Annotated in this window: 9 protein-coding genes; 2 read left to right on the top strand and 7 right to left on the bottom strand. The window is 70.6% G+C overall.

From position 1 onward, the window contains the following. Positions 1–35: 35 nt before the first annotated feature. The 4 genes from AB0M36_RS35430 to AB0M36_RS35415 form a co-directional block, all read right to left on the bottom strand. The gene (locus AB0M36_RS35430) at positions 36–5,081 is read right to left on the bottom strand and encodes an alpha/beta fold hydrolase (protein ID WP_364166730.1); all 5,046 of its coding nucleotides are present in this window, start codon (positions 5,079–5,081) and stop codon (positions 36–38) included. After that, entirely contained in the window at positions 5,078–17,272 is a 12,195-nt protein-coding gene (locus tag AB0M36_RS35425) for an amino acid adenylation domain-containing protein (RefSeq protein ID WP_364166729.1), read from the bottom strand. The genes AB0M36_RS35430 and AB0M36_RS35425 overlap by 4 nt, the downstream gene beginning before the upstream one ends. After that, complete coding sequence (locus tag AB0M36_RS35420; protein ID WP_364166728.1) at positions 17,269–22,314, bottom strand: amino acid adenylation domain-containing protein; 5,046 nt, start codon at positions 22,312–22,314, stop codon at positions 17,269–17,271. Before AB0M36_RS35420 ends, AB0M36_RS35425 begins: the two co-directional genes overlap by 4 nt. Positions 22,315–22,385: 71 nt before the next feature. Then, positions 22,386–22,607: an MbtH family protein gene (locus tag AB0M36_RS35415; protein ID WP_364166726.1), complete on the bottom strand. Its 222-nt coding sequence runs from the start codon at positions 22,605–22,607 to the stop codon at positions 22,386–22,388. A gap of 252 nt (positions 22,608–22,859) precedes the next feature. On the opposite strand from AB0M36_RS35415, the gene AB0M36_RS35410 reads away from it, so the two are divergent. Continuing rightward, a complete protein-coding gene (locus AB0M36_RS35410) occupies positions 22,860–23,003 on the top strand; it encodes a hypothetical protein (RefSeq protein ID WP_364166725.1) in 144 nt (47 codons plus the stop codon). Positions 23,004–23,030: 27 nt separating this feature from the next. Continuing rightward, positions 23,031–23,255, top strand: a complete 225-nt coding sequence (locus tag AB0M36_RS35405) for a hypothetical protein (RefSeq protein WP_364166724.1) — start codon at positions 23,031–23,033, stop codon at positions 23,253–23,255. A 76-nt stretch (positions 23,256–23,331) separates the two neighbouring features. Here the strand turns inward: AB0M36_RS35405 and sbnA are convergent, their stop codons facing one another. From sbnA to AB0M36_RS35390, 3 genes are read right to left on the bottom strand one after another with little or no spacing between them, the layout of a single operon-like run. Beyond that, a complete protein-coding gene (gene sbnA, locus AB0M36_RS35400) occupies positions 23,332–24,318 on the bottom strand; it encodes a 2,3-diaminopropionate biosynthesis protein SbnA (protein WP_364166722.1) in 987 nt (328 codons plus the stop codon). Positions 24,319–24,365: 47 nt separating this feature from the next. After that, positions 24,366–25,400 carry a 2,3-diaminopropionate biosynthesis protein SbnB gene (gene sbnB, locus AB0M36_RS35395; RefSeq protein ID WP_364166720.1) on the bottom strand — a complete coding sequence of 345 codons (1,035 nt, stop codon included), beginning with the start codon at positions 25,398–25,400 and terminating at the stop codon, positions 24,366–24,368. Positions 25,401–25,456: 56 nt separating this feature from the next. Continuing rightward, positions 25,457–26,407: a TauD/TfdA family dioxygenase gene (locus AB0M36_RS35390; RefSeq protein ID WP_364166718.1), complete on the bottom strand. Its 951-nt coding sequence runs from the start codon at positions 26,405–26,407 to the stop codon at positions 25,457–25,459. Between the last annotated feature and the right edge of the window lie 18 nt (positions 26,408–26,425).

The raw sequence follows: 26,425 nt of genomic DNA, 5'->3' as shown, positions 1-26,425 counted from the left end.
CCGGCCGGTGCTCGGCCGAAGACGGGCGCGGGTGATCAGTCCTCCGCCAGGATCGGCGCCAACGCGGCGCAGACCTCGGCCACCGGGCCCGGGTCGATCAGTTCGTGGTGCCGGCAGTCCACCTCGACGACCTGGATCGATCCGTCCACCCGGGACTTCCAGCTCTCCGGGGTCATCCAGGGCTGGCGATCCCGAAGGGCGGCTACCAGCAGCACGTCGCCGCTGTAACGGTCCGGCTCCTCGTCGAGCAGCATGGCCTGCACGTTGCTGAGCATGAGGTCCAGGACCCGGGAGCGTTGCGCAACGGTCAGGAAGCGCAGCTCGCTGGTTCCCCGGCCGAGGTAGCTCAGGCACTGCGCACGCAGGGCCGCGGGGTCGGTCGCCGTTTGCACGTCGTCGATGCCGTCGTAGAACTTGGCGTAGCCGGCCACCATGGCGGACAGCATGGGGAAGTCCTCGGCCGGAACCCTGGACTCGGGGTCGTCCGACGGGTACGAGTCCATGATCCCGACCAGGCCCACCTGATCGCCGGCCCGTTGCAGCTGCACGGCGACCGGCTGCACGAGGTTGCCCCCGAACGACCAGCCGAGCAGGTGGTAGGGGCCTTCCGGCCGGATACCGCGGATGACGTCGGCGAGCTCGGCGGCGATCTCGGCGAGGTCGTTCGACAGCGGCCCGTCCCCGGTGAGTCCCTGGGACTGGATCGCGTACACCGGGACCCGGGGGTTGAGCGCGCTCAGCAGGTTGACGTACCGCCAGCTCATCCCGGTGTTCTGGGGCAGGCAGAACACCGGCGGCAGGTCGCCTTCGGCGCGCAGCGGCAGCACCCGGGCGAACGGGTCCAGTTCGCTGCCCGCCTCACTCAGCAGCGCGTCGACGCCGGCCGGGGTCGGCGCGTCGGACACCGCGCGGACGGTCAGGTCGACCCCGAGCACCGAGCGGATCCGCGCGGCCAACCTGGCGCACAGCTGGGGATTTCCCCCCAGCTCGAAGAAGTCGTCCTCCGGTGCGGTCCCGGGCACGCCGAGGACCTCGGCGAACAGCCGGCACAACACGTATTCCCGCAGGTTCCTCGGCGCCTGGCGGCGCGACCGCGCTTCGGACGGCGGGGCGGACAGCCGGGCCGGATCCTCATTTGCGCCGCGACCGAGGAGGTCCAGTCGCCATCCTCCGGCCCCGACGTCGCGTCGCCATCGGGCGAGTTCCCCGGTGCGGTACAGCCGTGCCCCCGGCGGACCGAACGGGTTGGCCACGAAGCGTTCGGCGGTCAGCGCGGGCCTGCCGTGATAGCCCCGGGCCAGGGCGGCGCCCGCGACGTACAGCTCGCCGGTCACGCCTGGCGGCACGGGCCGCAAGGCCGGGTCGAGCACATAGGTCCGTACGCCGTGGATGGGCGTGCCGATTCCCTCGCCGGCCGGCTGGCGCGGCGACACCACGAGGCAGTCACCGAAGAGCAGGGCGAGGGTCAGCTCGGCGACGAACACGTCGAAGCCGGGCGAGACGAAGGGGAACACCCTGGAATCGGAGGTGACAGCGAGACTGGCCAGTCCGGCGTGGGTGACCACGACCCCGCGCGGGCTCCCGGACGCGGAGGTCACATAGGCGGGGTGTGCCGGACTCAGTGGCGCGACGCGATCCGCGTCGGTCGGTTCGGTGGCGGGCAGTCCGGTCAGTTCGAGGTCGTCCAACTCGACGACCCTGGCGCCGCCGGGAGCGGGCCCGTCGACCGACCGGGTGGTCACCACCGCCGTCGGAGCGAGGTCCAGGTATTCGGACCGCGCGGCGAGATCGTCCGGGTCGACCAGCGCGTACGCGGCCCCGGCCTTGGTGACTGCCAGGACGGCCACCACGAATTCCACGGACCGTCGCAGGGCGAGCGCGACCACCTGTTCCGGCCCGACGCCCAGGCCGATCAGGTGGTGCGCCAACCGATTGGCGCGCGCGTCCAGCTCGGCGTAGCTGACTGTCACTCCCCCGTCCTCGACCGCCGGGCGGTCCGGGGTCTTCTCGGCCTGGGCGGTGAACAGGGCGGGCAGGGTGGCCGGCGGCTCGGCCTCGACGTCGACGCCCGCGGCCACCAAGTGGTCTCGCTCCGACGCGGACAGCAGGTCGAGCGCGCCGAGGCGGATGTCCGGGTCGCCGGCGACCTGCGTCAGCAGCCGCGCGAGCCGGTCCGCGATGGCCTGCGCGGTGTCGGCGTCGAACAGGTCCATCGCGTAGTCCAGCGTGCCGTGAATCCCGTTCGGTGCCCCGTCCGCGAAGCGCTCGGCCACGCTGAAGGACAGATCGATGCGGGAGGCGCCGATGCCGAAGTCCTCGGCCGCCACCTTCAGGCCGGGCAGGTCCAGGGTCGGCCCCGCGTTGTTCTGGAACACGAGCATCACCTGGAACAGCGAGTGCTGCGCGGCGGACCGCGTCGGGTTGGCCATCGCCACCACGCGCTGGAACGGCACATCCTGGTGGGCGAACGCCGCCAGGTCGGCCTTGCGGACCCGGCCGACCAGGTCACGGAAGCTGGGCTCGCCCGAGGTGTCCGTGCGCAGCACCAGGGTGTTCACGAAGAACCCGACCAGGTCCTCCAACACCTGGTCGTTGCGGCCGGCGACAACGGTGCACAGCCGCACGTCGGTGCCCGCGCCCAGCCAGGTGAGCAGGGCGGCGGTCGCCGCGTGCACCACCATGAACATGCTGGACTGGCTGGCGCGCGCGAGGTCGGCCAGCCCGCGGTGCACCGCGGCGTCCACCTCGAAGGCCACCACGTCGCCCCGGTGGCTCGGCTTTGCCGGACGCGGCCGGTCGGTCGGCAGTTCGAGCTGGCTGGGCAGATCTGCCAGGTTGTGTCGCCAGAACTCCAGTTGGGTGCTGACCAGGCTGCGCGGGTCCGACTCCGATCCCAGCAGTTCCCGTTGCCACAGCGTGTAATCCGCGTACTGCACCGGCAGGTCCGGCCACTCAGGACGCCGCCCGGCGCGACGCGCGGTGTACGCGGCGACCAGGTCCCGGCCCAGCGGCCCCGCGGACCAGCCGTCGCTGGCGATATGGTGGGTCAGCATCAACAGCACGTGCTCGTGCTCGCCGGTGGCGAACAGCCAGGCCCGCACCGGCAACTCGGTGGCCAGGTCGAACGTGGTGGTCGCCGCCCGCAGCATCGTGTCGGCCAGCTCATCGGGCGCCACCTCGACGAACTCGACCACCGGGCGCGCCTGCGCCTGCGGCAGCACCCGTTGGTAGGGCATGCCCTCCACCTCGACGAACAGCGTGCGCAGGCTCTCGTGCCTGCCCACCACGTCGCCGAGCGCGGCCACCAGTGCCGCCCGGTCGAGCTCTCCGGTCAGCCGCATCGACATCGGCAGGTTGTAGGTGGCGCTGGGGCCTTCGAGCTGGCAGGTGAACCACAGCCGCTGCTGGGCGAAGGACAACGGGATCCGGTCCGGCCTCGCCGTGCGCCGCAGCGCGGGCCGGGCCATGCCGGCGTCGTCCAGCCGTGCCACCAGTGCGGCGACGGTCGGAGCCTCGAAGACCGTCCGGACCGGCAACTCCACCCCGAAAACGGCCCGGGTACGGGAGAGCAACTGAATGGCGCTCAGCGAGTGCCCGCCGATGGCAAAGAAGTTCTCGTCCGGCCCGACCCGGTCACGGCGCAGCACATCGGCCACCAGGCCGCACAGGATCTCCTCGCGCGGATCCCGGAGCCGGCGCGCGGGTGTCGCCGCGTCCTCGGTCGCGGCGGGGGCGGACCCGGCGAGCAGGTCACCGAAGAGCGTGGCCCGGTCAGCGTCGTCCAGGGTGACCGGTCGGCCCAGCGGGCGCTCCCCGAGGAGGATCAGGCAGCGCAACGCGACCGTGAACGCGTCCGCGACCCAGTGCGCCGCGGCCTCGTCGAACAGGTCCCGCCGGTACTCCAGCACGATCTGCAGGCGCTCGCCGGTCAACCTGACCACCAACCGCAACGGGTAGTGCGCGGCGTCATCGCCGGTGATCTCGGTCAGTCGTACGCCCGGCGCGATCTCCCGCGCGGACGTGTCGACCGGGTAGTTCTCGAACACCACGAACGTGTCGAACAGGGTGGTCAGGCCGGTGTCCCGGGTGACGTCGGTCAGCCGGAGGTGCTGGTGCGCCATCAGCCGGGACTGCTCGTCGGCGAGCCGGGCCAGGTTGTCCGCGGCGCTCACCTCGGGCCGCAGCCGGACCCGCACGGGCACCGTGTTGATGAACATCCCGACCATCTTCCGCACGCCGTCGATCTCCGGCGGCCGGCCGGACACGAGGGTGCCGAACACCACGTCGTCGCGCCCGGTGACGGCCGTGAGCACGCTGGCCCACGCCGCCTGCACCAGGGTGTTCGCGGTCAGGCCGGTGGACTGGACGAGCCGCCGCAGTTGCGTGCCCACCTCCGGATCCGGCCGGATGTCGAGCTGCGCGGGCAGCTCGGCACCGAGCGCCGCGTCCGAAGCCACCAGGGTCGGCCGGTCGACTCCGGCCAGCGCCACCTGCCACGCTTGCGACGACGCGGCGCTGTCCTGTTCGGACATCCAGGTCACGAAGTTGCGATAGGGGGTGATCGGCGGCAGCCCGGCGGCATCGCCACCGCTGGCGTAGAGCGCGAACAGGTCGTCGATCAGCACCGCCAGGGACCAGCCGTCCACCAGGATGTGGTGGTTGGTCAGCACCAGCCGGTACTCGTCGGCGGCGAGCTTGATCAGGGTGAACCGCAGCAGCGGTGGCCGCCCCAGGTCGAACCGGGCTACCCAGTCGGCGGCCACCAGCTCGGCGAGTTTCCGCTCCCGCACCTGGTCGTCAAGGTCGGACAGGTCGACCTCGGAGAAGTTGAGCGGCACCTCGCGGTAGATCACCTGGATGGGCTCGCCCGTCTTGCGCAGCCGGAAACCGGATCGCAGCACCGGATACCTGCGGACCAGGCTCGCCGCGGCAGTGCGAAGCACCTCGGGCTCCAGCCGGCCGGCCAGTGCGAGCACGCCCTGCGCCTGGTAGACGTCGACCCCGTCGTCGTCGTAGGCGGCGTGGAAGAACATGCCCTCCTGCAGCGGCGTGAGCGGCAGGATGTCCTCAAGCTTGCTCAATCCAGGGCCCCCAGTTCGGCTTCCAGTTCGGCTTCCAGCTCGTCGATCTCGGCCTGCGCGAGGTTGATCGACAGGTCGGACGGTGTGAGGCCTCCGGCGCTCGGATCCACCGCGTGCCGGACCAACGCCCGCAGCGCGTCGAACCAGGCCTCGGCCAACTCGGCCACGTCCGGCTTGGCAAGCAGCGCCTCGGGCCACGCCCAGGTCACCGACAGGCTGGGCCCGTCCGGCCCGTCCACCGCCGCGGCGTTGATCTCCAGGACGTGGGGCACCGCCTGGGCGGCGTCGAGAGCCGGCGGCTTGGCGATGTCATCGACCTGGCCCCAGTCGGCGGCGGCGGCGTCACCGGAGCCGACCCCGAACCGGCCGATGTAGTTGAACCCCAACTGCGGGGCGGGCAGGCCGGCGAGTGCCGGCGCGGTCTCCGTGTTCAGATGACGCAGCAGGCCGAACCCGATGCCCTGGCCGGGAATGACGCGCAGCTGTTCCTTGACCGCCTTGAGCGCGCGGCCGATCGCGGGCCCGCCCGCGCTGACCTCCTGCCAGTCGGCCGGGCCAGGGTCCAGCCGCACCGGGTACATGCTGGTGAACCAGCCCACCGTGCGGGACAGGTCGGCTCCGGGCACCACGTCCTGGCGGCCGTGGCCCTCCAGGTCGAGCAGTACCGCGCCGCCCGTCCGGTCCCGCCACTTGTTGATCGCGAGGGCCAGCCCGGTGAGCAGCACGTCGTTGACTCCGGCGTTGAAGGCCGCGGGCACCGTCGTCAACAGCGGCTCGGTGTGCTCCACCGGCAGCGTGGTGCACAGGTAGCACAGGGTGTCGGCGACGTCCACGGCCGGATCGAGCGCCCGCTTGCCCACGAGCGGTTCGGTGTCGGCCAGCAACCCCTGCCAGATGTCGAGCTCGGCCACCCGCTCCGGGCGGTAGGCCTCCTCGGCCAGCCCTCGGGCCCAGGTCCGCGCCGGGGTCCGCACCGGATCCAGCAGCGGCGTGTTGCCGGCCGCCGCGTGCCGCCAGGCCAATGCCAGGTCCGGCAACAGGATCCGCCAGGACACCACGTCGGTGGAGAGGTGATGCACCACCAGCAGCAGTCGCCCGTCCCGGTCCGGGCCGAAGTCGAACCACACCACCTGGAGCGAGAGGCCGTCCTGCGGAGCCAGCCCGTCGCGAGCGGCCAGAGCCTGTGTCGCGGTCGTCGCGGCGATCTGTTCGTCGGTCGCCCCGGCGAGGTCGACCCGGCTCAGCAGGTCACCGATCGCGGGCTCACCGACCGGCTGGACGGTGAAGGACCATTGGCCGTCCGGCGCGATGTGAAGCCGCTGGCGCAGCGACTCGTGGTGGTCGACCACCGCCCGCAGCGCCGTTTCGAGGTCTTCCCGCCGGATGCCGCGCGGCAGGCGCACCGCGACGGACTGGTTGAAGCCGTCGTAGTGGTCGGTGAGCTCGCGCAGCCAGCCCATGATCGGCAGCGGCCCGAACTCGGCACCGGCATCGTCGTCGTCGTCCGGCGTGGCCACCGGTGCCTCGTCCCAGGTGGCCACCGCGGCCAGCGCGGTGACGGTGCGCTGCTCGAACACGTCCCGCACCGTCATGGCGAGGCCCGCGCGGCGGGCGGCGGCGACCAGCTCGATGGAGATGATGCTGTCTCCGCCGAGGGTGAAGAAGTCCTGGTCGGGATTGACGTGGGACAGGCCGAGCACCTCGGCGAACAGGCCGCAGAGGATGTCCTCGCGGGCGTCGCGCGGGCCGGCGGCCACCTCCTGCTCGACCTCGTTGACCGGCGCGGGCAGCCCGGCCCGGTTCAGCTTGCCGTTGGGGGTCACCGGCAACGCGTCCAGCGTCACGAACGCCGACGGCACCATGTACTCGGGGAGCTGGCCGGCGACATGCCCGCGCAGCTCGTCCGCCGGAGCCGGCTCGCCGCTGGGCACCACGTACGCCACCAGCCTGCGGTCGCCCGGCCGGTCCTCCCGCACGATCACCACGACCTGCTTCACCGCGGCATGCCGCAGCAGGACCGCCTCGATCTCGCCCAGCTCGATGCGGAATCCGCGCACCTTCACCTGGTCGTCCACCCGCCCGGCGAACACCAGCTCGCCCCACGCGTTCCACCGCGCCAGGTCCCCGGTGCGATACAGCCGCGTGCCGGGCGGGCCGAACGGGGACGCCACGAACCGCTGCGCGGTCAGCGCCGCCCGTCCCAGATAGCCGCGGGCCAGACCCACGCCCGCCAGATACAACTCGCCGACGACGCCGGGCGGCACCGGATTCAACCGCTCGTCCAGTACGCACACCCGCGCGCCCACGATCGGCCGGCCGATCGGGATCTCCGCGACGTCCGGCGACAACGGCTCGCTCGCCGTCACGCACACCGTCGCCTCCGTCGGGCCGTACGCGTTGACCATCCGCCGGCCGGGAGCCCACCGCGCCACCAACTCCGGCGCGGACGCGTCGCCGCCGACCACCAGCGTGATGCCGGCGGGCAGCGCGTCCGCGGGCAACGTGCCCAACGCCACCGGCGGGATCATCAGGTGGGTCACCTTGTGCCGCGCCACCAGGTCGGGCAGCACGGCCAGGCTCACGTCCGCCAGCACCAGACACGCCCCGCACAGCAGGGTTCCGAAGATCTCGCCGGCCGCCACGTCGAAGCTCAGCGCGGCGAACTGCAGCATCCGGCTGCCGCGGTCCATGGCGAACCGCTCGCTCTGCCCGGCGACCAGGTTCTCGACGCCGCGGTGGGTGACCACCACGCCCTTGGGCCGGCCCGTCGATCCCGACGTGTAGATCACCCACGCCGGCGAGTCCAGGCTCAGCGGCGCCAGCCGCTCGCTGTCCAGGACGGGCGCGTCCGAGAGGTCGGCCACCTCCTTGGACACGACCGGGTCGTCGACCACCACGGGCGGCGCGGCCCCGCCGATCTCCGGCAGCCGGTCGGCCAGTTCCCGCGTCGTCACCAGGCACACCGACGCGGAGTCGGCGACCATGAACTCGAGCCGGTCGACCGGATAGTTCGGATCCAGCGGCACGTACGCTCCGCCGGCCTTGTGCACCGCCAGCAGGGCCACGATCAGCTCCACCGACCGCGGCAGGGCCACCGCCACCAACCGTTCGGGGCCGACCCCGCATCCCACCAGGTAGCGCGCCAGCCGATTGGCACGCGCGTCCAGTTCCCGGTAGGACACGGTCTGGTCCTCGAACACCACCGCGGGCGCATCCGGTGCCCGCGCGACCTGCTGGGCGAACAAGTTCGGAATAGTCGCCATCGGTACCGCTCCATCCATCAAGTTGTTGTTCATCGGCGACCGCTGACGGTCTCGGCCGGGTAGCAGGGGCACCGCGCTCAACGGGCGGTCGGCGGCCGCGACGACCTCCGACAACAGGCCGGTCAGTTGTGCGGCGATCAGCTCGACCGACTCGCGGTCGAACACGTCCACGGCGAACTCGAGGACGCCGTCGAGTCCGGCGGGGCGCCCCTGCTCGGTGAAGATCTCCGCCATGCCGAAGTGGAGATCCAGTTTGGCCGCGCCGGCGCCGAAGTCGGCGCTGTCGACCTGGAGGCCCTCCAGCTCCCAGCGCCCGTCCGTGCCGCTGGAGTGGGACATGGTGATCTGGAACAGCGGGTGCTGGCCCAGCGAGTGCTTCGGTGCGATCGCGCCGACGAGCCGGTCGAACGGCACCTCCTGGTGGGCGTAGGCGGCCATGCTGGCCTGCCGCACCCGGGCCAGCAGCTCACCGAAGGTGGGATCGCCCGAGGTGTCGTTGCGCAGCACCAGGTTGTTGGCGAAGAAGCCGACGAGATCATCCAGCGCGGGGTCGGCCCGGCCGGCGGTCGAGGTGCCGATCAGGATGTCGGTGCCGGCACCCAGTCTGGTCAGCAGGGTCGCGATCGCGGCCTGCCAGACCATGAACATGGTGACGTCGTGGCGGCGCGCCACCTCCACCATCGCGGCGTGGGTCGCGGCGTCCACCATGAAGCGCACGTCGTCGCCCCGGTGCGTCGGCGTCGCCGGATGCGGACGGTCGACCGGCAGGGTGATCGGCTCGGGCAGGTCGACCAGGGCCTGCCGCCAGAACTCCAGCTGCCGCCCGATGGTGCTGTCCGGGTCGTCCTCCGCGCCCAGGAGCTCCCGCTGCCACAGGGTGTAGTCGACGTACTGCACGGGCAGATCGGGCCACTGTGGTGCGGCGCCGGCTCGCCGGGCGGCGTAGGCGCGGGCGAGGTCCCGGCGCAGCGGTCCCAACGACAGACCGTCAGCGGCGATGTGGTGGATGAGCAGCAGCAACACGTACTCTGCCCCGCCGAGCGGGAACAGGACCGCCTTGATCGGAATCTCGGTGGCCAGATCGAAGCCGTAGCCTCCGGCCTCGCGCACGGCGGCCGAGAGTCCCGCCGCGTCGACATCGACGACCGACAGCTCCGGACGCGCACGGCCGACGTCGAGAACGCTCTGGTACGGAACCCCGTCATGTTCGGGGAACACCGTCCGCAGCGCCTCGTGCCGGTGCACGACATCGCTCAACGCCGCCTCGAGTGCCGCCCGGTCCAGATCCCCGGACAGCCGCAGCGCGATCGGCATGTTGTAGGTCGGGCTCGGACCCTCCAGCTTGAACAGGAACCACAGTCGGCGCTGGGCGAACGACAACGGCACGTACCGGGGCCGCTCGACGGGCACCAGCGCGGCACGACCGGCGTCGGCGTCATCCAGCCGAGCCGCCAGTCGCGCCACCGTCGCGGCGTCGAAGATCTCCCACACCGGCATCTCGCGCCCGAACACCGTACGGATCCTGCTGGCCAGCCTGATCGCCAGGATGGAATGCCCACCGAGGTCGAAGAACCCGTCGTCGATCCCGACCGAGTCCAGCTCCAGCACCTCGGCGAACAACTCGCACAGGATCTCTTCCCGTACGGACCGTGGACCTCGGAACGCGGCCGACGCGGCCACCGCGGGAGCGGGCAGGGCCTTCCGGTCGATCTTCCCGTTGCTCGTCAGCGGCAGCTCGTCCAGCACCGTCACCATGGCCGGCACCATGTAGTCCGGCAGCCAGCGACGCAGGTAGGACCGCAGTGACCGGCCCAGCGCGTCGGCCTCGTACGGCCTGGTCGGATCGTTGCCGTACTCGGCCAGCGGCCGGCCGTGCGCGACGGCGGGATACACGATCCCGACGGCGCCCACGCCGCTCGACGAGTCCCGGGTGAAAACGGCGTCGATGCTGCCGTCGGCGGCGTCGAACGACCAGGCCACTCCCGTACGGAATCCGTTGCGGTCACCCAGGTCGTACAGCGTCTCCGGGTCGACCGGCTCCGTCGGCGACGCCGGCGTCTCCTCGTCGACGGTCGACAGCGCCGCCAGCTCGGACAGCAGGCGGGCGTTGGGCATGCCGGTCACCCGGACCGCCGCCGCGCCGGACCCGGCCAGCTGGGCTTCCAGCGCCGCGAGATCGGCCACGTCCGCGCCCCACCGCAGTTCCCGAGGCTCGCTCACCGGCTCGGCGGTTCTGCGCAACACGACGTCGTACCGGTAGCGGCTCAACTCGTTGTGGGCCGCACCGCGCTTGACACCGATCTCCACCGCGGGCGCCCCGTCGAGCGCGTGGCCCAGGGCCGGGAAGAACTCCGGATCGATCAGCAGTTCCTTTTCCCGCCGAACGGCCTGTGCCACGGATCGACGCCATCGCGCCGGCTCGTCGTGGGGGTGACGGATCACCTCGACGGCCGCCCGGAAGCACCGGAGCAGCCGGCGGTTCCGCACGTCGCCCACGAACACCGCGCCGCCCGGGACCACCAGGCTCAGCGCCTGGCGCAGCACGGACACGAGATAGTCGACGTTCGGGAAGTACTGCACCACCGAGTTGATGACGACGGTGTCGAAGAACCCCTCCGGCAGACCGTCGAAGCTGTCGGCCGGCTGGGTCCGCAGCACGACCCGGTCGGCCAGCTCCGGCTTCCCGGCGACGATGTCCCGCAGCGCGGTCACGGCGATGTCCGAGAAGTCCGTCGCCCAGTAGGCCTCGCTGTCCGGAGCCAGCTGGGCCATCAGCAGACCGGATCCCACACCGATCTCGAGTACGCGCCGGGGCCGCAGTTCCCGGATCCGCGCCACCGTCGTGTCCCGCCACACGCGCATCTCGGGAAGCGGAATGGGGGCGTCGTCGTAGCTGCTGCGCCACACCGAGAAGCTCTCACTGAAGTCGCCGGACTTCGCCTCCTCCTCGTACGCGGAGTCGTAGACCTGCTGCCAGTCGTCGACCTGCTGTCGCTCGACGGCGTCGTCGTGGCCGTCGTCAGCGGACTGCGGCTGGGCGAGCGGGGTGACGTAGGCGATCAGCTGTTCGTTCTCGCGGGCGACGACGGCGGACTGCGCGACCTCGGGATGCCGGGACAGGACGCTCTCGATCTCGCCGAGCTCCACGCGGAACCCGCGCAGTTTGATCTGATGGTCGACCCGGCCGAGGAACTCCAGCTCACCCTTCCGATTCCATCGAGCCACGTCACCGGTGCGGTACATCCGCGTGCCGGGCTCGCCATGGGGGTTCGCGACAAACCGCTCGGCACTGCGCCTGGGCTGTCGGTGATAGCCACGGGCCAGGCCGTCGCCCGCGATGTAGAGCTCGCCGGCGACGCCGACCGGCACCGCGCGCAGTTCGCCGTCGAGGATGTGCACCTGGGTGTTGGCGATCGGGCGACCGATCGGCGGCACGCGGTCGTCGCCGGGCACCGACGCCGTCGTGGACCAGATCGTGGTCTCCGTCGGGCCAAACTGGTTGATGACCACGGCCGAACGCTCGCGCATCCGGGTGGCCAGCCCGGCGGGCAGGGCTTCGCCACCGACCAGCATCCGTACGCCGGAGAAGGCGTCGGTCCCCGTGCTCAGCAGCACCTGCCACATCGTCGGCGTGGCCTGCATGATCGTGCAGCCGCGCGCGGCGGCGAGCGCGGCCAGCGCCGTCGGATCGTGGACCGTCTTCTCCCGCGCGAGCACCACCCGGGCGCCGTGGACCAGCGGCATGTAGAGCTCCAGTGCCGCGATGTCGAACGAGACCGTGGTCACCGCCAGCCAGCGATCCCGAGGAGTCAGCGCGCACTGCTCCCGCATCGCGGTGAGGAAGTTCGTCAGGTTCTCGTGCGTAACCACGACGCCCTTGGGTACGCCGGTCGATCCGGAGGTGTAGATCACGTAGGCCGGGTGGTGGGCGTGCAACGGCTGGACACGATCGGCGTCGCCGATGGTCGTGGCCGGCTGTCCCGCCAGTCGCGCGATGGTGCCCGGGTCGTCCAGCACCAGGCGGGCCCCCGGCAGTTCCGGCAGCACGCCGGCGGTAGCCGTGGTGGTGACCGTCAGGACGGAGCCGGCGTCGCCGAGGATGTATTCGAGGCGGTCGGCCGGATAGTCGGGGTCGAGCGGCAGGTACGTTCCGCCGGCCTTCAGCACGGCCAGCAGGCTGATCAGCAACTCGGGTGAGCGCGGCATCAGGACGGCCACGATCGACTCGGGCCCGACTCCGTCCTCGATCAGCGTCCGCGCCAGCCGGTTCGCCCGGGCGTTCAGTTCCTCGTAGGACAGCTCCACCTCGTCACAGGCGAGCGCGATCGCGGCGGGATCGCGGCGGACCTGAGCCTCGATCATTTCCGTCATGGTCACGGGCGGGATCTCGGCGGCCGTGTCGTTCCAGGCCAGCAACTGGTCGCGCTCGACCGGCAGGAGGACGTCGTGCGCCGCGATCGATCGATCGGGATCGGCCAGCAGCGCGTTCAGCCAGCGGGTCCAACGGCCCCCGAGCCACTCCACCGTCGCCTGGTCGAACACGTCGGTGCTGTACTCGATCACGCCGGTGATGCCGTCGGGGGCGCCCTGCGCGTTCCGCTGCTCGTTCAGCAGGAAGAACAGGTCGAACTTGGCCGTACCCGTGTTGATGTCCGAGGTGGTGACGTTCAGGCCGGGAAGTTCGAAATTCGTGCTCGAGTACGCGAAGAATCCGAGCATGACCTGGAACAGCGGGTGATGCGCCGCGGAGCGGGCGGGGTTGAGGATCTCCACCAGGCGCTCGAACGGCAGATCCTGGTGTGCGTAGGCGGCGAGGTCCGTGGCTCGTACCCGATCGAGCAGTTCCCGGAAGCTCGGCTCGCCGGACGTGTCCGTACGCAGCACCAGGCTGTTCACGAAGAACCCGACCAGGTCGGTCAGCGCGTCATCGTTTCGCCCGGCGACCGGCGTGCCCAACGGAACATCCGTGCCGGCTCCGAGCCGCGTCAACAGGGACGCCAAGGCGGCGTGCAGGACCATGAAGACGGTGACGTTGCTCGAGCGCGCCACGGTTATCGCGGCGCGATGCACCTCCGCCGACAGCGCCACCTCGACACGGCCACCGCGATACGAAGCCACGCTCGGCCGCGGCCGGTCGTACGGAAGATCCAGCTGTTCCGGGATGCCCTTCAACGCCGTACGCCAGAAGTTCACGTAGGCGCTGGCCGCGCTCGACTCGTCGGACTCCTCGCCCAGCAGCTCCCGTTGCCACAACGTGTAGTCGGCGTACTGGACCGGCAACGGCTCCCACGCCGGCGCCTTCCCGGCGCACCGCGCCTCGTACGCCGAAGCCAGATCGCGCACCAGGGGTTTGAGCGACGAACCGTCGGCGGCGATGTGGTGCAGCACCAGCACCAGGGCGGCATCGTCCGGCCGCGCGACGAACAGCTCGGCCCGCAGGGGACTCTCGGTCGCCAGATCGAACGGATACCGGGCCGCGCGCTCGACCGCGTCGTCGAGCTCGGCCTCGCTCACGGCGGACGTCACCAGATCGACCGAAGTCTGCTCCAGCACGTGCTGGCGGGCGACGCCGTCGACCTCGGGATAGATCGTGCGCAGGATTTCGTGTCGTGCGACCACATCTCCCAGTGCCGACGCCAGCGCGTCGCGATCCAGCACGCCGCGCAGCCGTAGCCCGAAGGAGATGTTGTAGGTCGGGCTCGGCCCCTCCATCCGGTGCAGGAACCACAGCCGCCGTTGCGCGAAGGACAGGGGCACCACGTCGGTGCGCGGCACCGGCTCCAGCGCGCGCTGCGCCGGTGCGGCGGCGGCCTCGATGCGTGCGGCCAGTCCGGCCACCGTCGGAACCTCGAACACCTCACGCACCCTGAGTTCCACACCCAGGACCGACCGGACCCGGCTGATCAGCCGGGTCACCAGCAGCGAGTGCCCGCCCAACTCGAAGAAGCCGTCATCGACCCCCACCGAGTCCAGCCCCAGCACCTCGGCGAACAGTCCGCACAGGATCTCCTCGCGCGCGCTGGTGTCCGTACGACCGGCCGATCCGGTGCCGAGCGTCGGTGCCGGCAGTGCGGCGCGGTCGAGTTTTCCGTTGGAGTTCAGCGGCAGCGCGGGCAGGAACACCAGCGCCGTGGGGACCATGTATTCGGGCAGGCCGCGCGCGATGTACCGGCGTACCTCGGCCACGTCCGGGATCCGGTCGCCGGCGGCCACCAGGTAGGCCACCAGCATGCGGTCACCGGGTCGGTCCTCCCGGGCCACCACTGTCGCCTGCGCGATATCGGGGTGAGCGACCAGCGCCACCTCGATCTCACCGGGCTCGATGCGGAATCCGCGCATCTTGACCTGCTGATCGGCCCGGCCCAGGTACTCCAGCTGGCCGGCGCTGTTCCAGCGCACCAGGTCGCCGGTCCGGTACATCCGCTCGCCCGGGCGGCCGTACGGGGCGGCGACGAAGCGTTCCGCGGTCAGGGCCTGCCGGCGGACGTAGCCACGGGCCACGCCGAGGCCGGCGAGGTACAGCTCTCCGGGCACACCGGGCGCCACCAGACGCAGCTTCTCGTCCAGCACGTAGGCCAGCACGTTGTCCATGGCCCGGCCGATCGGCACGGCGCTCTCGTCCCGCACCGACGCGTTCAGCTCGAACCGGGTCGCGAAGGTGGTGGTCTCGGTCGGGCCGTAGACATTCAGCACCCGCGTCGCCGGGCAGTGCCGCAGCACCCGCAACATCGCCGCCGAGGAGACGACCTCGCCGCCGCACCAGACCTCGGTGAGCGACGCGAAGCATTCCGGCGATTCCTCGGCCAGCAGCGTGAAGAGAGGGGTGGTCAGGAACACGGCGGTGACCTGGTGCTCGACGAACACGGCCGCCATCGCGCTGACGTCGATGTCGGCCTCCGGCGCCACGATCACCTCATGGCCGGCCAGCAACGGCGCCCAGATCTCGTAGGTGGCGGCGTCGAAGGCATGCGACGAGTGGAAAAGCACCCGGCGATGGGCCTGGCTGCTCAGATCGCGGTCTGACGCCAGAGCGACCACGTCGGCATGGGTGACGGCAACCCCCTTGGGGTTACCGGTCGAACCCGAGGTGTACATGACATAAGCGAGGTGTTCGCCGCTCAGCCGCAGGCCCAGGTCCGTACCGGGCAGTTCGTCGAGCGGTTCTTCGTCCACCACCAGCACGGCGGCGTCGTGGTCGGACCCGCGATCGGCCAGGCCGCTGTCGGTGATCAGCACGGGCGCGCCGGTTTCCCGCAGCATCCAACCGATCCGGTCCCGCGGATAGCTCGCGTGCAGTGGCACATAGGCACCACCGGCCTTGACGACCGCGACCATGGCGACCACGAGATCGACGGACCGTTCCATCAGCACCGCCACCGGGACCTCGGGACCGACGCCGAGGTCGACAAGCCGGCGGGCGAACCGGTTCGCGCGGGTGTTGAGCTCGGCGTAGGACACGGTGATGTCGCGGCAGGCCAAGGCGGGCGCGTGCGGGGTACGCCGCACCTGCTGTTCGAACAGGGTCGCGAGGTCACCGGCGGGAACCGGGCTCTCGGCGCCGTTCCAGTCGACGAGAATCCGCTGCCGTTCGGCCGGCTCGAGCAGGTCGAGTTCGCCGATGGCCCGGTCCGGCTCGGCGACGGCCGATGCCAGCACGAGCGTCAACCGGTTCGCCAGGTCCTGCGCGGTGGCCCGGTCGAACAGATCCTCGGTGTATTCCAGCGTGCCCTCGATGCCGGCCGGTTCCCCGTCCGCCAGCGTCTCCGCGATGCTGAAGGACAGGTCGAACTTGGCTATGCCGGACACCGGGGTCGGCAGGACCTCGGTGCGCAACCCGCGCAGCTCGACCCGGTCGGCGCTGGCGTTCTGCAGGACCAGCATCACCTGGAACAGCGGGTGGCTGGCGAGGCTGCGGGTCGGGTTCAGCACCTCGACGACCCGCTCGAACGGCAGGTCCTGGTTGGCGTAGGCGTCGAGGTCGACGGTGCGGACCCGGGCCAGCACCTCGCGGAAGCTGGGATCGGCCGACGTGTCGGTGCGCAGCACCAGGGTGTTCACGAAGAACCCGACCAGGTCCTCCGCGGCCTCGTCCGATCGACCGGCGACCGCGGTGCCGATCGGGATGTCGGTGCCGGCACCCAGCCGGGTCAACAGCACGGCGAGGGCCGCCTGGACGACCATAAACACCGTGGTTCCGGTGTCCCCGGCCAGCCGCACCGCCGCACGGTGCGCCGCGCCGTCCAGCCAAAGCGGGACCTTGTCACCGCGATAGGAGGCGACGGCGGGACGCGGCCGGTCGGCGGGCAGCTCCAGCAGTTCCGGCGCGCCCCGCAGAGCCGTACGCCAGTGGGTCAACTGCTGGCTGATGACGCTGTCGGGATCGGCCTCGCTGCCCAGCACTTCGCGCTGCCACAGCGCGTAGTCCGTGTACTGAACGGGCAGCTCGCTCCACTGCGGATTCTCCCGCCGGCAGCGGGCCGCGTACGCGGTGGAAAGGTCCCGCAGCAACGGCCGGGTGGACCAACCGTCGGCGATGATGTGGTGCGTCACGATCAGCAGCACGTGCTCCTGCGCGCCGAGCGCGAGCAGGCTGCTCCGCATGGGGGCGCCGGCATCGAGGTGGAAAGGCCGCGCGACGGCCTCGGCGATGGCCGCGTCCAGGCCGTCCGGTGGAATCTCGACCACCTCAAGGGCCACCGGCGCGTCGGCGGGGGCCAGCACTCGCTGGTAGGGCTCGCCGTCGCGCTCGGGGAACATCGTGCGCAACGACTCGTGCCGCGCGACCACGTCGCCCAGCGCGGCCAACAGCGCCTCGGAGTCCAGCGGGCCGGACATCCGCACCGCCAGCGGCACGTTGTAGGTCGAGCTCGGTCCCTCCAGGCGGCTCAGGAACCACAGCCGCTGCTGGGCGAAGGACAGCGGGATCATGAGACCTCCTCGGGCCTTGGCATCCGGCGCAGTGCCGGTCGAGCGGACCCGGCGTTGGCCAACTGGCCGACGAGGGTCGCGACGGTTGCCGATTCGAACAGGGAGCGCAGCGGAAGCTCGACGCCGAGAGTCGCGCGGATCCGGCTGATCAGCCGGACCGCGAGCAGCGAGTGGCCGCCGAGCGAGAAGAAGTTGTCGTCGATGGTGACCCGCGGGACGCCCAGCGCCTCCGCGAACAGCTCGCAGAGGATCTCCTCGCGGGCTGACCGGGGACCCCGGCCCTGCGAGTCCGCCGCGTAGACGGGGGCGGGCAGTGCCCGCTTGTCCAGTTTGAGATTCGGCGTGAGCGGCAACGTGTCCAGCGACACGAACGCCGAGGGGACCATGTACTCAGGAAGGAATTCCGCGCACCGCGAGTGCAGCGCCTCGGTATCCGGCGTGGTCTCTCCGGCCGGCACGAAGGTCGGCACGAAGTAGGCGACCAGGCGCTTGTCGCCCGGCTGGTCCTCGCGCACGATCACCGCGACCTGGTCGATCCCGGGATGCTGGCCGATGACCGCCTCGATCTCACCGAGCTCGACGCGGAAGCCCCGGACCTTCACCTGATCGTCCACCCGGGCCAGGAACTCGTACTCGCCGTCCCGGCGGCGCCGGCCGAGATCGCCGGACCGGTACATCCGCGAGCCGGGCGGGCCGAACGGGTTGGCCACGAACCGCGTGGCGGTCAGCCCCGGCCGGCCGTGGTAACCACGCGTCACCAGGTCACCGGCGATGTAGATCTCACCCGCCACGCCGAACGGCACCGGCCGCAGGGCGGCGTCCAGCACGAACATCTGGGTGTTCCAGGCCGGCTTGCCCAGGGTCAGCACGCCGGGCGGGATCCGCTGACCCGGCTCGATGCGGCATTCCATGCACCCGACCGTCGTTTCGGTGGGACCGTATTCGTTGAACACGGTCACCCCCGGGTGTCTGGCCCGCCACTCGTCGAGCACCTCGCCGACCAGCGGCTCCCCGCCGAGAACGAGCTGCTCGGTCGGCGAGAACCCGGCGGGCAGGTTCGTCAGCAACGGCAGGTGGCTGGGCGTGGCCTTCACGAACGTGGATCGCGCCGGGTCCGTTCTGGCCGTGGACGCGGTGTCGAGCTCGATCAGGTCCACCGTGCCGCCCGCGGTCAGCGGCGCGTACAGCCCGGTGACGGTCAGGTCGAACGACACCGAGGAGTGCACGAGCGCGCGCCCGGCCACGCCCGGATAGACGTGTCGGGACCAGGCCAGGTAGTGGTTGAGCGAGTAGTGCTCCACCACGACGCCCTTCGGCCGGCCGGTCGACCCCGAGGTGTAGATCACGAACGCCGGGTGGTGCGGATGCAGCGGGTGGGTCCGCTCCTCGTCGGTGACCTCGTGGGCGGGCAGTCGTTCGAGGTCGGCCAGGGTGTCGGGATCGTCCAGTACGAAATGGTTTCCGCGCTCCGGCAACCGGGACCGGCCCTCGGCGCTGGTCAGCACCATGACCGGGTCGGCGTCGTCGATCATGAGCGCGATGCGCTCGGCCGGGTAGGTCAGGTCGACCGCGAGGTAGGCCGCGCCGGCCTTGAGCACCGCCAGCATGGCCACCACGAGGTCGACCGACTTGGGCAGAGCCACGCACACGAACCGCTCGGGGCCGACGCCGCACCGCACCAACGCGCGGGCCAGCTTGTTCGCCCTGGCGTCAAGTTCGGCGTAGCTGAGGCGCTCCGGCCCGAACACCACGGCTAGCGCGGCCGGAGCCCGCCGTACGTGCTCGGCGAACAGCTCGGGCACCATCGTGCCGGCCACCGGGACGACCGATTCGTTGCCCAGCGCCAGCAGTTCGCGCCGTTCGGCGCCGGAGAGCAGCTCGATGCCGCTGATCGGCAGATCCGGCTCGGCCGCCACGCCCCGCAACAACCGGACCAGGCCGGCGGCCAGGAACTCGGCGGTGGGCCGGTCGAACAGGTCGGTCGCGTAATCGAGGTAGCCCTCGATCCCGGCCGGCTCGGCGCCGGCCCGGACCTCCCAGACGAAGAAGGACAGGTCGAACTTCGCCGAGCCCGCGCTGACGAAGTACGTCTCGCTGGCCAACCCCGGCGCGGTGAGCTGCGCGTCCACCCCGTTCTCGTAGGTCAGCACCACCTGGAACAACGGATTGTGCGCCAGCGACCGGGCCGGGTTCAGCGCCTCCACCAGCCGTTCGAACGGCACATCCTGGTGGTCGTAGGCGTCCAGGTCGACCTCACGCACCCGGGACAGCAACTCCCGGAAGCTGGGGTCGCCCGACGTGTCGGTGCGCAGCACCAGGGTGTTCACGAACAGGCCGACCAGATCTTCCAGCGCCTCCTCGTCGCGGCCCGCGGTGACCGCGCCCACCGGTACGTCGGTGCCCGCGCCCATCCTCGTCAGCAGCACGGCCAGGGCGGCGTGGAGCACCATGAACACCGTCGTGCCGGTGCCCCTGACCAGCTCGGCCAGCCGGCGATGGGTGTCCGGGTCGACCCGGAAGCGAACGCGGTCACCGCGATAGCTCGCCTCCATCGGCCGCGGTCGGTCGGTGGGCAGCTCCAACAGCTCCGGGGCCCCCGCCAGCCGCTGGCGCCAGTGCTCCACCTGCGCGTCGAGCCGGTCCCTGTCCTGCGTCTGTCGTTGCCACAGCGCGAAATCCGCGTACTGCACGGGAAGCGGGGCCCAGCCCGGCGCGTGGCCGTCGCACCGCGCCTGGTACGCCACCGACAAGTCACGCGCCAACGGCACGGTCGAGCCGCCGTCCGCGACGATGTGGTGCGTCACGACCAACAGCACGTGCTCGTCGTCGGACAACCGGAACAGCGTCGGCCGCACGGGGATGTCGGCGGCGAGGTCGAAGGCGTGCCGGGCGGCCGTCGCGACGGCCTCCTCCAGCCGGTCCTCCGTGATGTCCACGATCGGCATCCCGGGCCCGGTTCCGTCGGCGGACAGCACCAGCTGGTGCGGCTCACCCTCCCGCTCAGGGAACACGGTACGCAGCGACTCGTGCCGCGCGATCACATCGCCGAGGGCGTCGGCGAGCGCACCGCGGTTGAGCTCGCCGGTGATCCGCGCCGCCCACACGACGTTGTAGGTCGAGCTGACCCCGTCGATCTGTTGCAGGAACCACAGCCTGCGCTGGGCCGGTGAGAGCGGAATCAGCTCGGGTCGCGGGGCCGGGACCAGCGCCGGACGAACGCCCTTCGCGGGGTCGATCCGTTCGGCCAACGCGGCTACGGTCGGCGCGTCGAACACCGTGCGGGGAGTGAGCTCCGCGTCCAGCGCCGCACGGACCCGGCTGGCCAACTGGACGGCCAGCAGCGAATGCCCGCCCAAAGCGAAGAAGTCGTCGTCGATACTGACGGCCGGCACGCCGAGCACATCCGCGAACAGCTCGCACAACAGCGTTTCCCGCACCGTACGCGGGGTCCGGCCACCCGCGGCCCGCGCGACCTCCGGTTCCGGCAACGCGGCCCGGTCGACCTTGCCGTGCCGGGTCAGCGGCAGGGCGTCGAGCACCACGAACGCGGCCGGCACCATGAACTCGGGCAGCCGGTCGCGCAGCGTCCGCACCTCGACCGGGTCCGGACGGCCCGGTTCGGCGCTCACCACGTAACACACGATCCGCACGTCGCCCGGCCGGTCCTCGCGGACCACCACCGCGGCATCGGCCACCGTGTCCTGGGCCAGCACCGCGGCGGCGACCTCGCCGAGCTCGACGCGGTGGCCGCGGATCTGCACCTGGTCGTCGGCCCGGCCGACGAACTCCAGCACGCCGTCGACGGTCCACCGGGCCACATCGCCGGTCCGGTACATCCGGCTGCCCGGCCGGTCGAACGGATTGGCGACGAATCGCGCCGAGGTGTAGCCCGGCCGCCGGAGGTAGCCACGGGCCAGGCCGCTGCCGGCCAGATACAGCTCGCCGGCCACGCCCGGCGCGACGGGGCGCAGTTGCCCGTCCAGCACATGGGCCCGCGAGTTGGGCAGCAGCCGGCCCAGCGGCACCACCCCGAACGGGTCGGGCGCGCCGGGCTCCAGCCGAAACTCGGCACAGTGGATGGTCACCTCGGTCGGCCCGTACCCGTTGGTCACCGTGGTTGTGGGATGTTCTTTCCGCCAGCGGGACAACGCGTCACCGAGAAGCGCCTCACCGCCCAGCACCAGTTCGTCGCTGGGACCGGATCCGGCCGGCAACGCACCCAGCAGCGGCAGGTGGCTCGGGGTGGCCTTGACGAACGTGCAGTCGACAGCCTCGGTGGCGCCCGCCAGATCCTCCGCGACCCGGACGCAACCGCCCGCTGTCAGCGGCCCGAACAGCGCCGTCACCGACAGCGAGTACGCCACCGACGTGTGCCACAGCGCGGTGCCGCCGAGGCTCGGGTGGCGCTCGCGGGCGGTGCGCAGATGGTCGTCGAGGGACCCGCGCTCGATGACCACCGCCTTCGGCCGGCCGGTCGACCCCGAGGTGTAGATGACGTGCGCGGGATGGCGGGGCGACACCGGGGCGGTCCGGTCCGCGTCGGACAGGTCCGTCGCCGGGTGGGCGGCCAGCGCACGCGAGGTGCCCGGCTCGTCCAGCAGAATCAGCCGCGCGGTGATGTCGAACCGCCGCGCCACATCGGACTCGCTCAGCACCACGACCGGTTCCGCGTCGTCGAGCATGAACGCCGTCCGGCCCGGCGGATAGTCCGAGTCGATCGGCAGGTAGGCGGCGCCGGTCTTGAGAACCGCGAGCAGCGCCGGGATGATCTGCGCGGAGTGCGGCAGCAGCACGGCCACCACCTGCTCCGGGCCGACTCCCAGCGACACCAGGTGGCGCGCCAGGCGGTTCGCCCGGGCATTGAGGTCGCCGTAGCTCAGCTGGACCGGCCCGCTCACCGCGGGGGCGTCCGGACGCTCCGCGGCGTGCCGCTCGAACAGCTCGATCAGTGGCTCGGCCGGACCAGCCCGGTCCGTGTCATTCCACGCGGCCACCATCAGCCGCAGTTCCGCAGGTGACGGAGATGTCGCCTGACCTTCCATGCCGCTGACTCCTACTTCGTCTCGGCGGTGCGTCCGCCGACCACCGACCACGGACCATCGACAAACACGACTCAGCTGCGCGCGGCCGATTCCATGAACGACACCAGGCTCGCCGGACGCATATCGGTCCAGGTGCGCTCGATGTAGTCCAGGCATGCCTGGCGGGTGTCCGGGCCGTGGCTGGCCGTCCAACCGGCCGGCACGTCGACAAAGGACGGCCACAGCGAGCGCTGACCCTCATCGTTGACCAGCACCAGGTAATTGCCATTCTCGTCCTCGAACGGATTGGTCATCACTCGACTCCTCGACTTCTCGACTCAAACCCTGCGCCGAGGCTATGGATTTGACTTATCGCCGAGTTATCAACCCGATTCGGATCGTCGGTGTGGTTGGCACCACTGCCGATCGCGTCTCGCGCCGGTGGCGTCGAACCGAGGTCACTTCCCCGGCCGGACACCACCACGCGATCCGCTCCGCCGGATCCTCGCTGCTGTTATCCGTCGCTCGATAACGGCCCGAAACTGCCGGGAACTACGTTCGGCGGCATGTCGAACTCGCCCGCGTTCACGGCGCCCGCGGGCTTCGCCCCCGATCTGCCGGTCGGTCTCACCTTCGCGGGTACGGCTGGGAGCGGGCAGAGCCTGATCGCCTTGGCATCCGCGTCGATCACGCCCCCACCGTTGGGATGACGAAATTTGTGTGACGAAGGAGTGAGCATGGGAAACGAGATCACCGCTCTCCTGTCGACGGCTATGGTGCTGACCGCCGTCACCGCCTGGGTGTGGATCATCGCGCGGACGCGGCAGCGGCGAATCATCTCGACCATGCAGCATTACGTGATCAAGCAGAACGAGGTTCAGCACGCCGTCCTGCAGCATCGGATGGACGAGGCCATGCACAGCATCAGCAACATCGAGCGGCTGCTCATGGACGCTGACTGACCGATCACGAGCGCCGCGGTCCGCCCGGGCGGGGGCCCGCGGCGGCCCGCGGCGCTGACATCGAGCGCCGGGGCCATCACACCGCCGTGTTGCCGACGACCTCTGGGAAGTCGAGAACGTCGTCGCCGTACAGATCACGGGCCCAGCTGTCCTGGTAGACGGTGTCCAGGTATCGCTCACCCAGGTCCGGAGATATCGCTACCGCGGTCAGATTTCCGTCTGGATCGTTCTCCGACAGCCACCGCAGCGCACCGGTGACGACCGTGCCGGTGGATCCGCCGACGAGAAATCCGCGCCGCGCGAGCCGGTGACATGCCCGGACGGCGTCGGCCTCATCGACGTGCACCACCGCGTCCACATATGACGGCTCGAGAATCGCGGGGCGGACGCTGGTGCCCAGGCCCGGGATCATGCGACGGCCGGCGGGCGCGCCGAACGTGACGGAGCCGACGCTGTCGACCGCGACGACGCGGACGGGACGCGGATATTCCCGGAAGTATCGCGCGCAGCCCATCAGGGTTCCGGTCGTACCCGCGCCGACGAACACCACGTCCAGCTCGGGGAATTCCCGAGCAATCGCCGGCGCGGTGCTGCGGTAGTGCGCGATCCAGTTGTTCGCGTTCTGATACTGGTTCAGCCAGACGTAGCGATCGTCCGCCGCGCAGAGAGCCCGGATGTGCGCTATCCGGGCACCCAGCAACCCTCCGTCGGCCAGGGGGTCGGTGATGACGTGCACCCGACTGCCCAGCGACTCCATCAGGCGTCGGGTGGAAAGGTTGCACCGGGAGTCCGTCACGCAGAGGAACTCGTATCCCTTACTGGCGGCGATGGTGCTGAGCGCCACACCGAGGTTGCCCGACGACGACTCGACGAGTATCGACCGAGAGGAGATCAGGCCCTCCCGCTCCGCGGCGGCGACCATTTCGGCGGCGGGCTTGAGCTTGATGGAGCCGGCGAAATTGAAGCCCTCGCATTTTAGATAGAGGGATCGGTGCATGATCGGTTCCAGGTCCACGAACAACTGCTCCTCGTTGTATTCATGAGGAGCGGAAATCACCGCCATCGCAATCCCAACTGTTGAGCGGCGCCGGGCAGATTCCGCGCCGGCGGCTAGCCGAATCGCCGCAGCTCATGGAAGAAGTTGTCGACGGTGGCGAGTCGATCCGCCTCGGCGAGCGTGTCGTAGACGAATCTCGCCACCGCGAGATCCAGCACGCCGAGCCCGAAGGGCGAGAAGATGATGGTCTGGTCCCCGGGCAGTTCGAGCCCGCGGGAGATCACATCGTCCAGGGTGCCGGTAATGAAGTCGCGGTTGCCGGTCCGTTGCTCCGCGAGGTGCACGGACGTGTCGGCCTTGAGGCAGTGCTCGACGTCGTCGACCACGTTCACGGATTCCAGAATGATGGCCGGGTCGATGTCTCGCAGAGACACGTGCAGGACCAAGGGGTGGTGGGCGAACGCGGCCGGGTCCGAAAGGTGGGGGGAACCGGCGACGGTCGCCAGGACGATGAGATCGCTGTCGCGCAGGAGCGTTCCGGGATCGTCGTGCACGACGATCTCACTGTGCGGGGCGGCTTGTTCCACGTAGGAGCGGAAACCTTGCGCCGACTCCGCGGAGAGGTCGTAGATGCCGACGCGCTCGAAGTCCTGCCCCGTGGCGGCGAGATAGGTGTGCAGGTAGCGCGCGATCAGTCCGACACCCAGGAAGCCCACTCGCACCGGTCGGGGCCGATCGCGGCCCAGGACGGCCGCGGCGAGAGCGGCTGAGGCCGCGGTCCGCACCGCGCTGATGATCGAGCTCTCCATGCACGCCATGGGATAGCCGGTGTCGTGGTCGTTCAGGATCAGCACCGCCGAGGCCCTCGGGATCCCGGCCTTGATGTTGTCCGGGAAGCTGGAAATCCATTTGAGGCCGTCGGTCCGGACCTCGCCGCCGAGCGAGGCCGGCAGCGCGATGATGCGCGCGTTGGGCCGGTCGGGGAAGCGCAGGAAGTAGGACGGCGGATTCACCGAGTCGCCGGCGCCGTGCAGCCGGTATGTCGCGGCGACGAGGTCGACGATCTCCTTCTCCCGGCCTCGGCAAACCTCGTCCACCTGCAAACCGGGCACCACTGAGAACGAAGGCACTTGAACGGGAGAGGACATGTTGACTCCATGATCGGATCGCAGGAATTCCCGCACCGGGTACGGCGGGATCGGTGTCAGCGGGCGACGTCGACCATCGGCATCGGGTCGCCCATCGCCACCAGAACTTCACGGGTGCCCTCATAGGCCTCGCGACTGTGCGCGGTACGAACGTTGTCCACGATCATCAAGTCGCCACGCAGCCACGGCTCACGAACCGTGTGGGCCTCGTAGACGTCGTTCAGCAGTTGGATGACGTCTTCACCGATCGGGTCGCCGCTGCCGTACGCGGTGTTGAAGGGCAGCGCCTCGCGGCCGTACACCTCGACCAGGTACTCCCGAATTTCGGGCGCCATCGTCCACTCGTTGAGGAAGGCCACCTGGTTGAACCAGCAGCGCTCACCGCTGGCCGGATGCGGGATCAGCGCCCGGCGGCGTTGCCGCGTGCGTAGTGTGCCGTCCGGCAACCATTCGCTCTCGATGTCATTGGCGCGGCAGTACCGCTCCACCTCCGCGCGGTCACTGGTGCCGAAGGCTTCCGTCCAGCTCACGCCGATCTCGCCGTTGTAGCTGCGGGTCAGCAGCCAGCCCTCGCGCTCGAATCGCTCGACCAGCTCGGCCGGCAGCGCCGCGGCGACCGCCCGCGCATCGGCCAATCCCGTGACGCCGCCCGACCGCGGCGCGGTGAGGCAGGCGAACAGCAGCAGCGTGGGCACCCGCAGCGCGTAGCTGAGCTCGTGATGCATACACATCGGCTGGTCCGCCGGCCACTTCGAGGACGAATAGACACCGTCCTCGTAGGTTGACCGGGTGGCGAATGCCTCATAGTGCGGCATCAGTTCGTCGACGAGCACGCGGAAGGCAGCGGCCACCGCGTCGGCGGAGTCCAGGCCGAGGCCACGAATCAGCAGAGCACCGTGCTCGCGCACGGCTTCGCGCAGCTCAGTGCGCCGTTCCGCGAGCCAGGAAGTGACGTCAGGTGCCGAAACTTCGAGAATGGGTAAGGCGGCGGAAACGTGCAGCGGCATCGTATGAGTCCTCCGTAG

Source organism: Actinoplanes sp. NPDC051346 (assembly GCF_040682215.1).
GTDB lineage: Bacteria > Actinomycetota > Actinomycetes > Mycobacteriales > Micromonosporaceae > Actinoplanes.
Note: the sequence above shows the minus strand (reverse complement) of the source record. Positions and strands in the feature narration are given on the sequence as shown.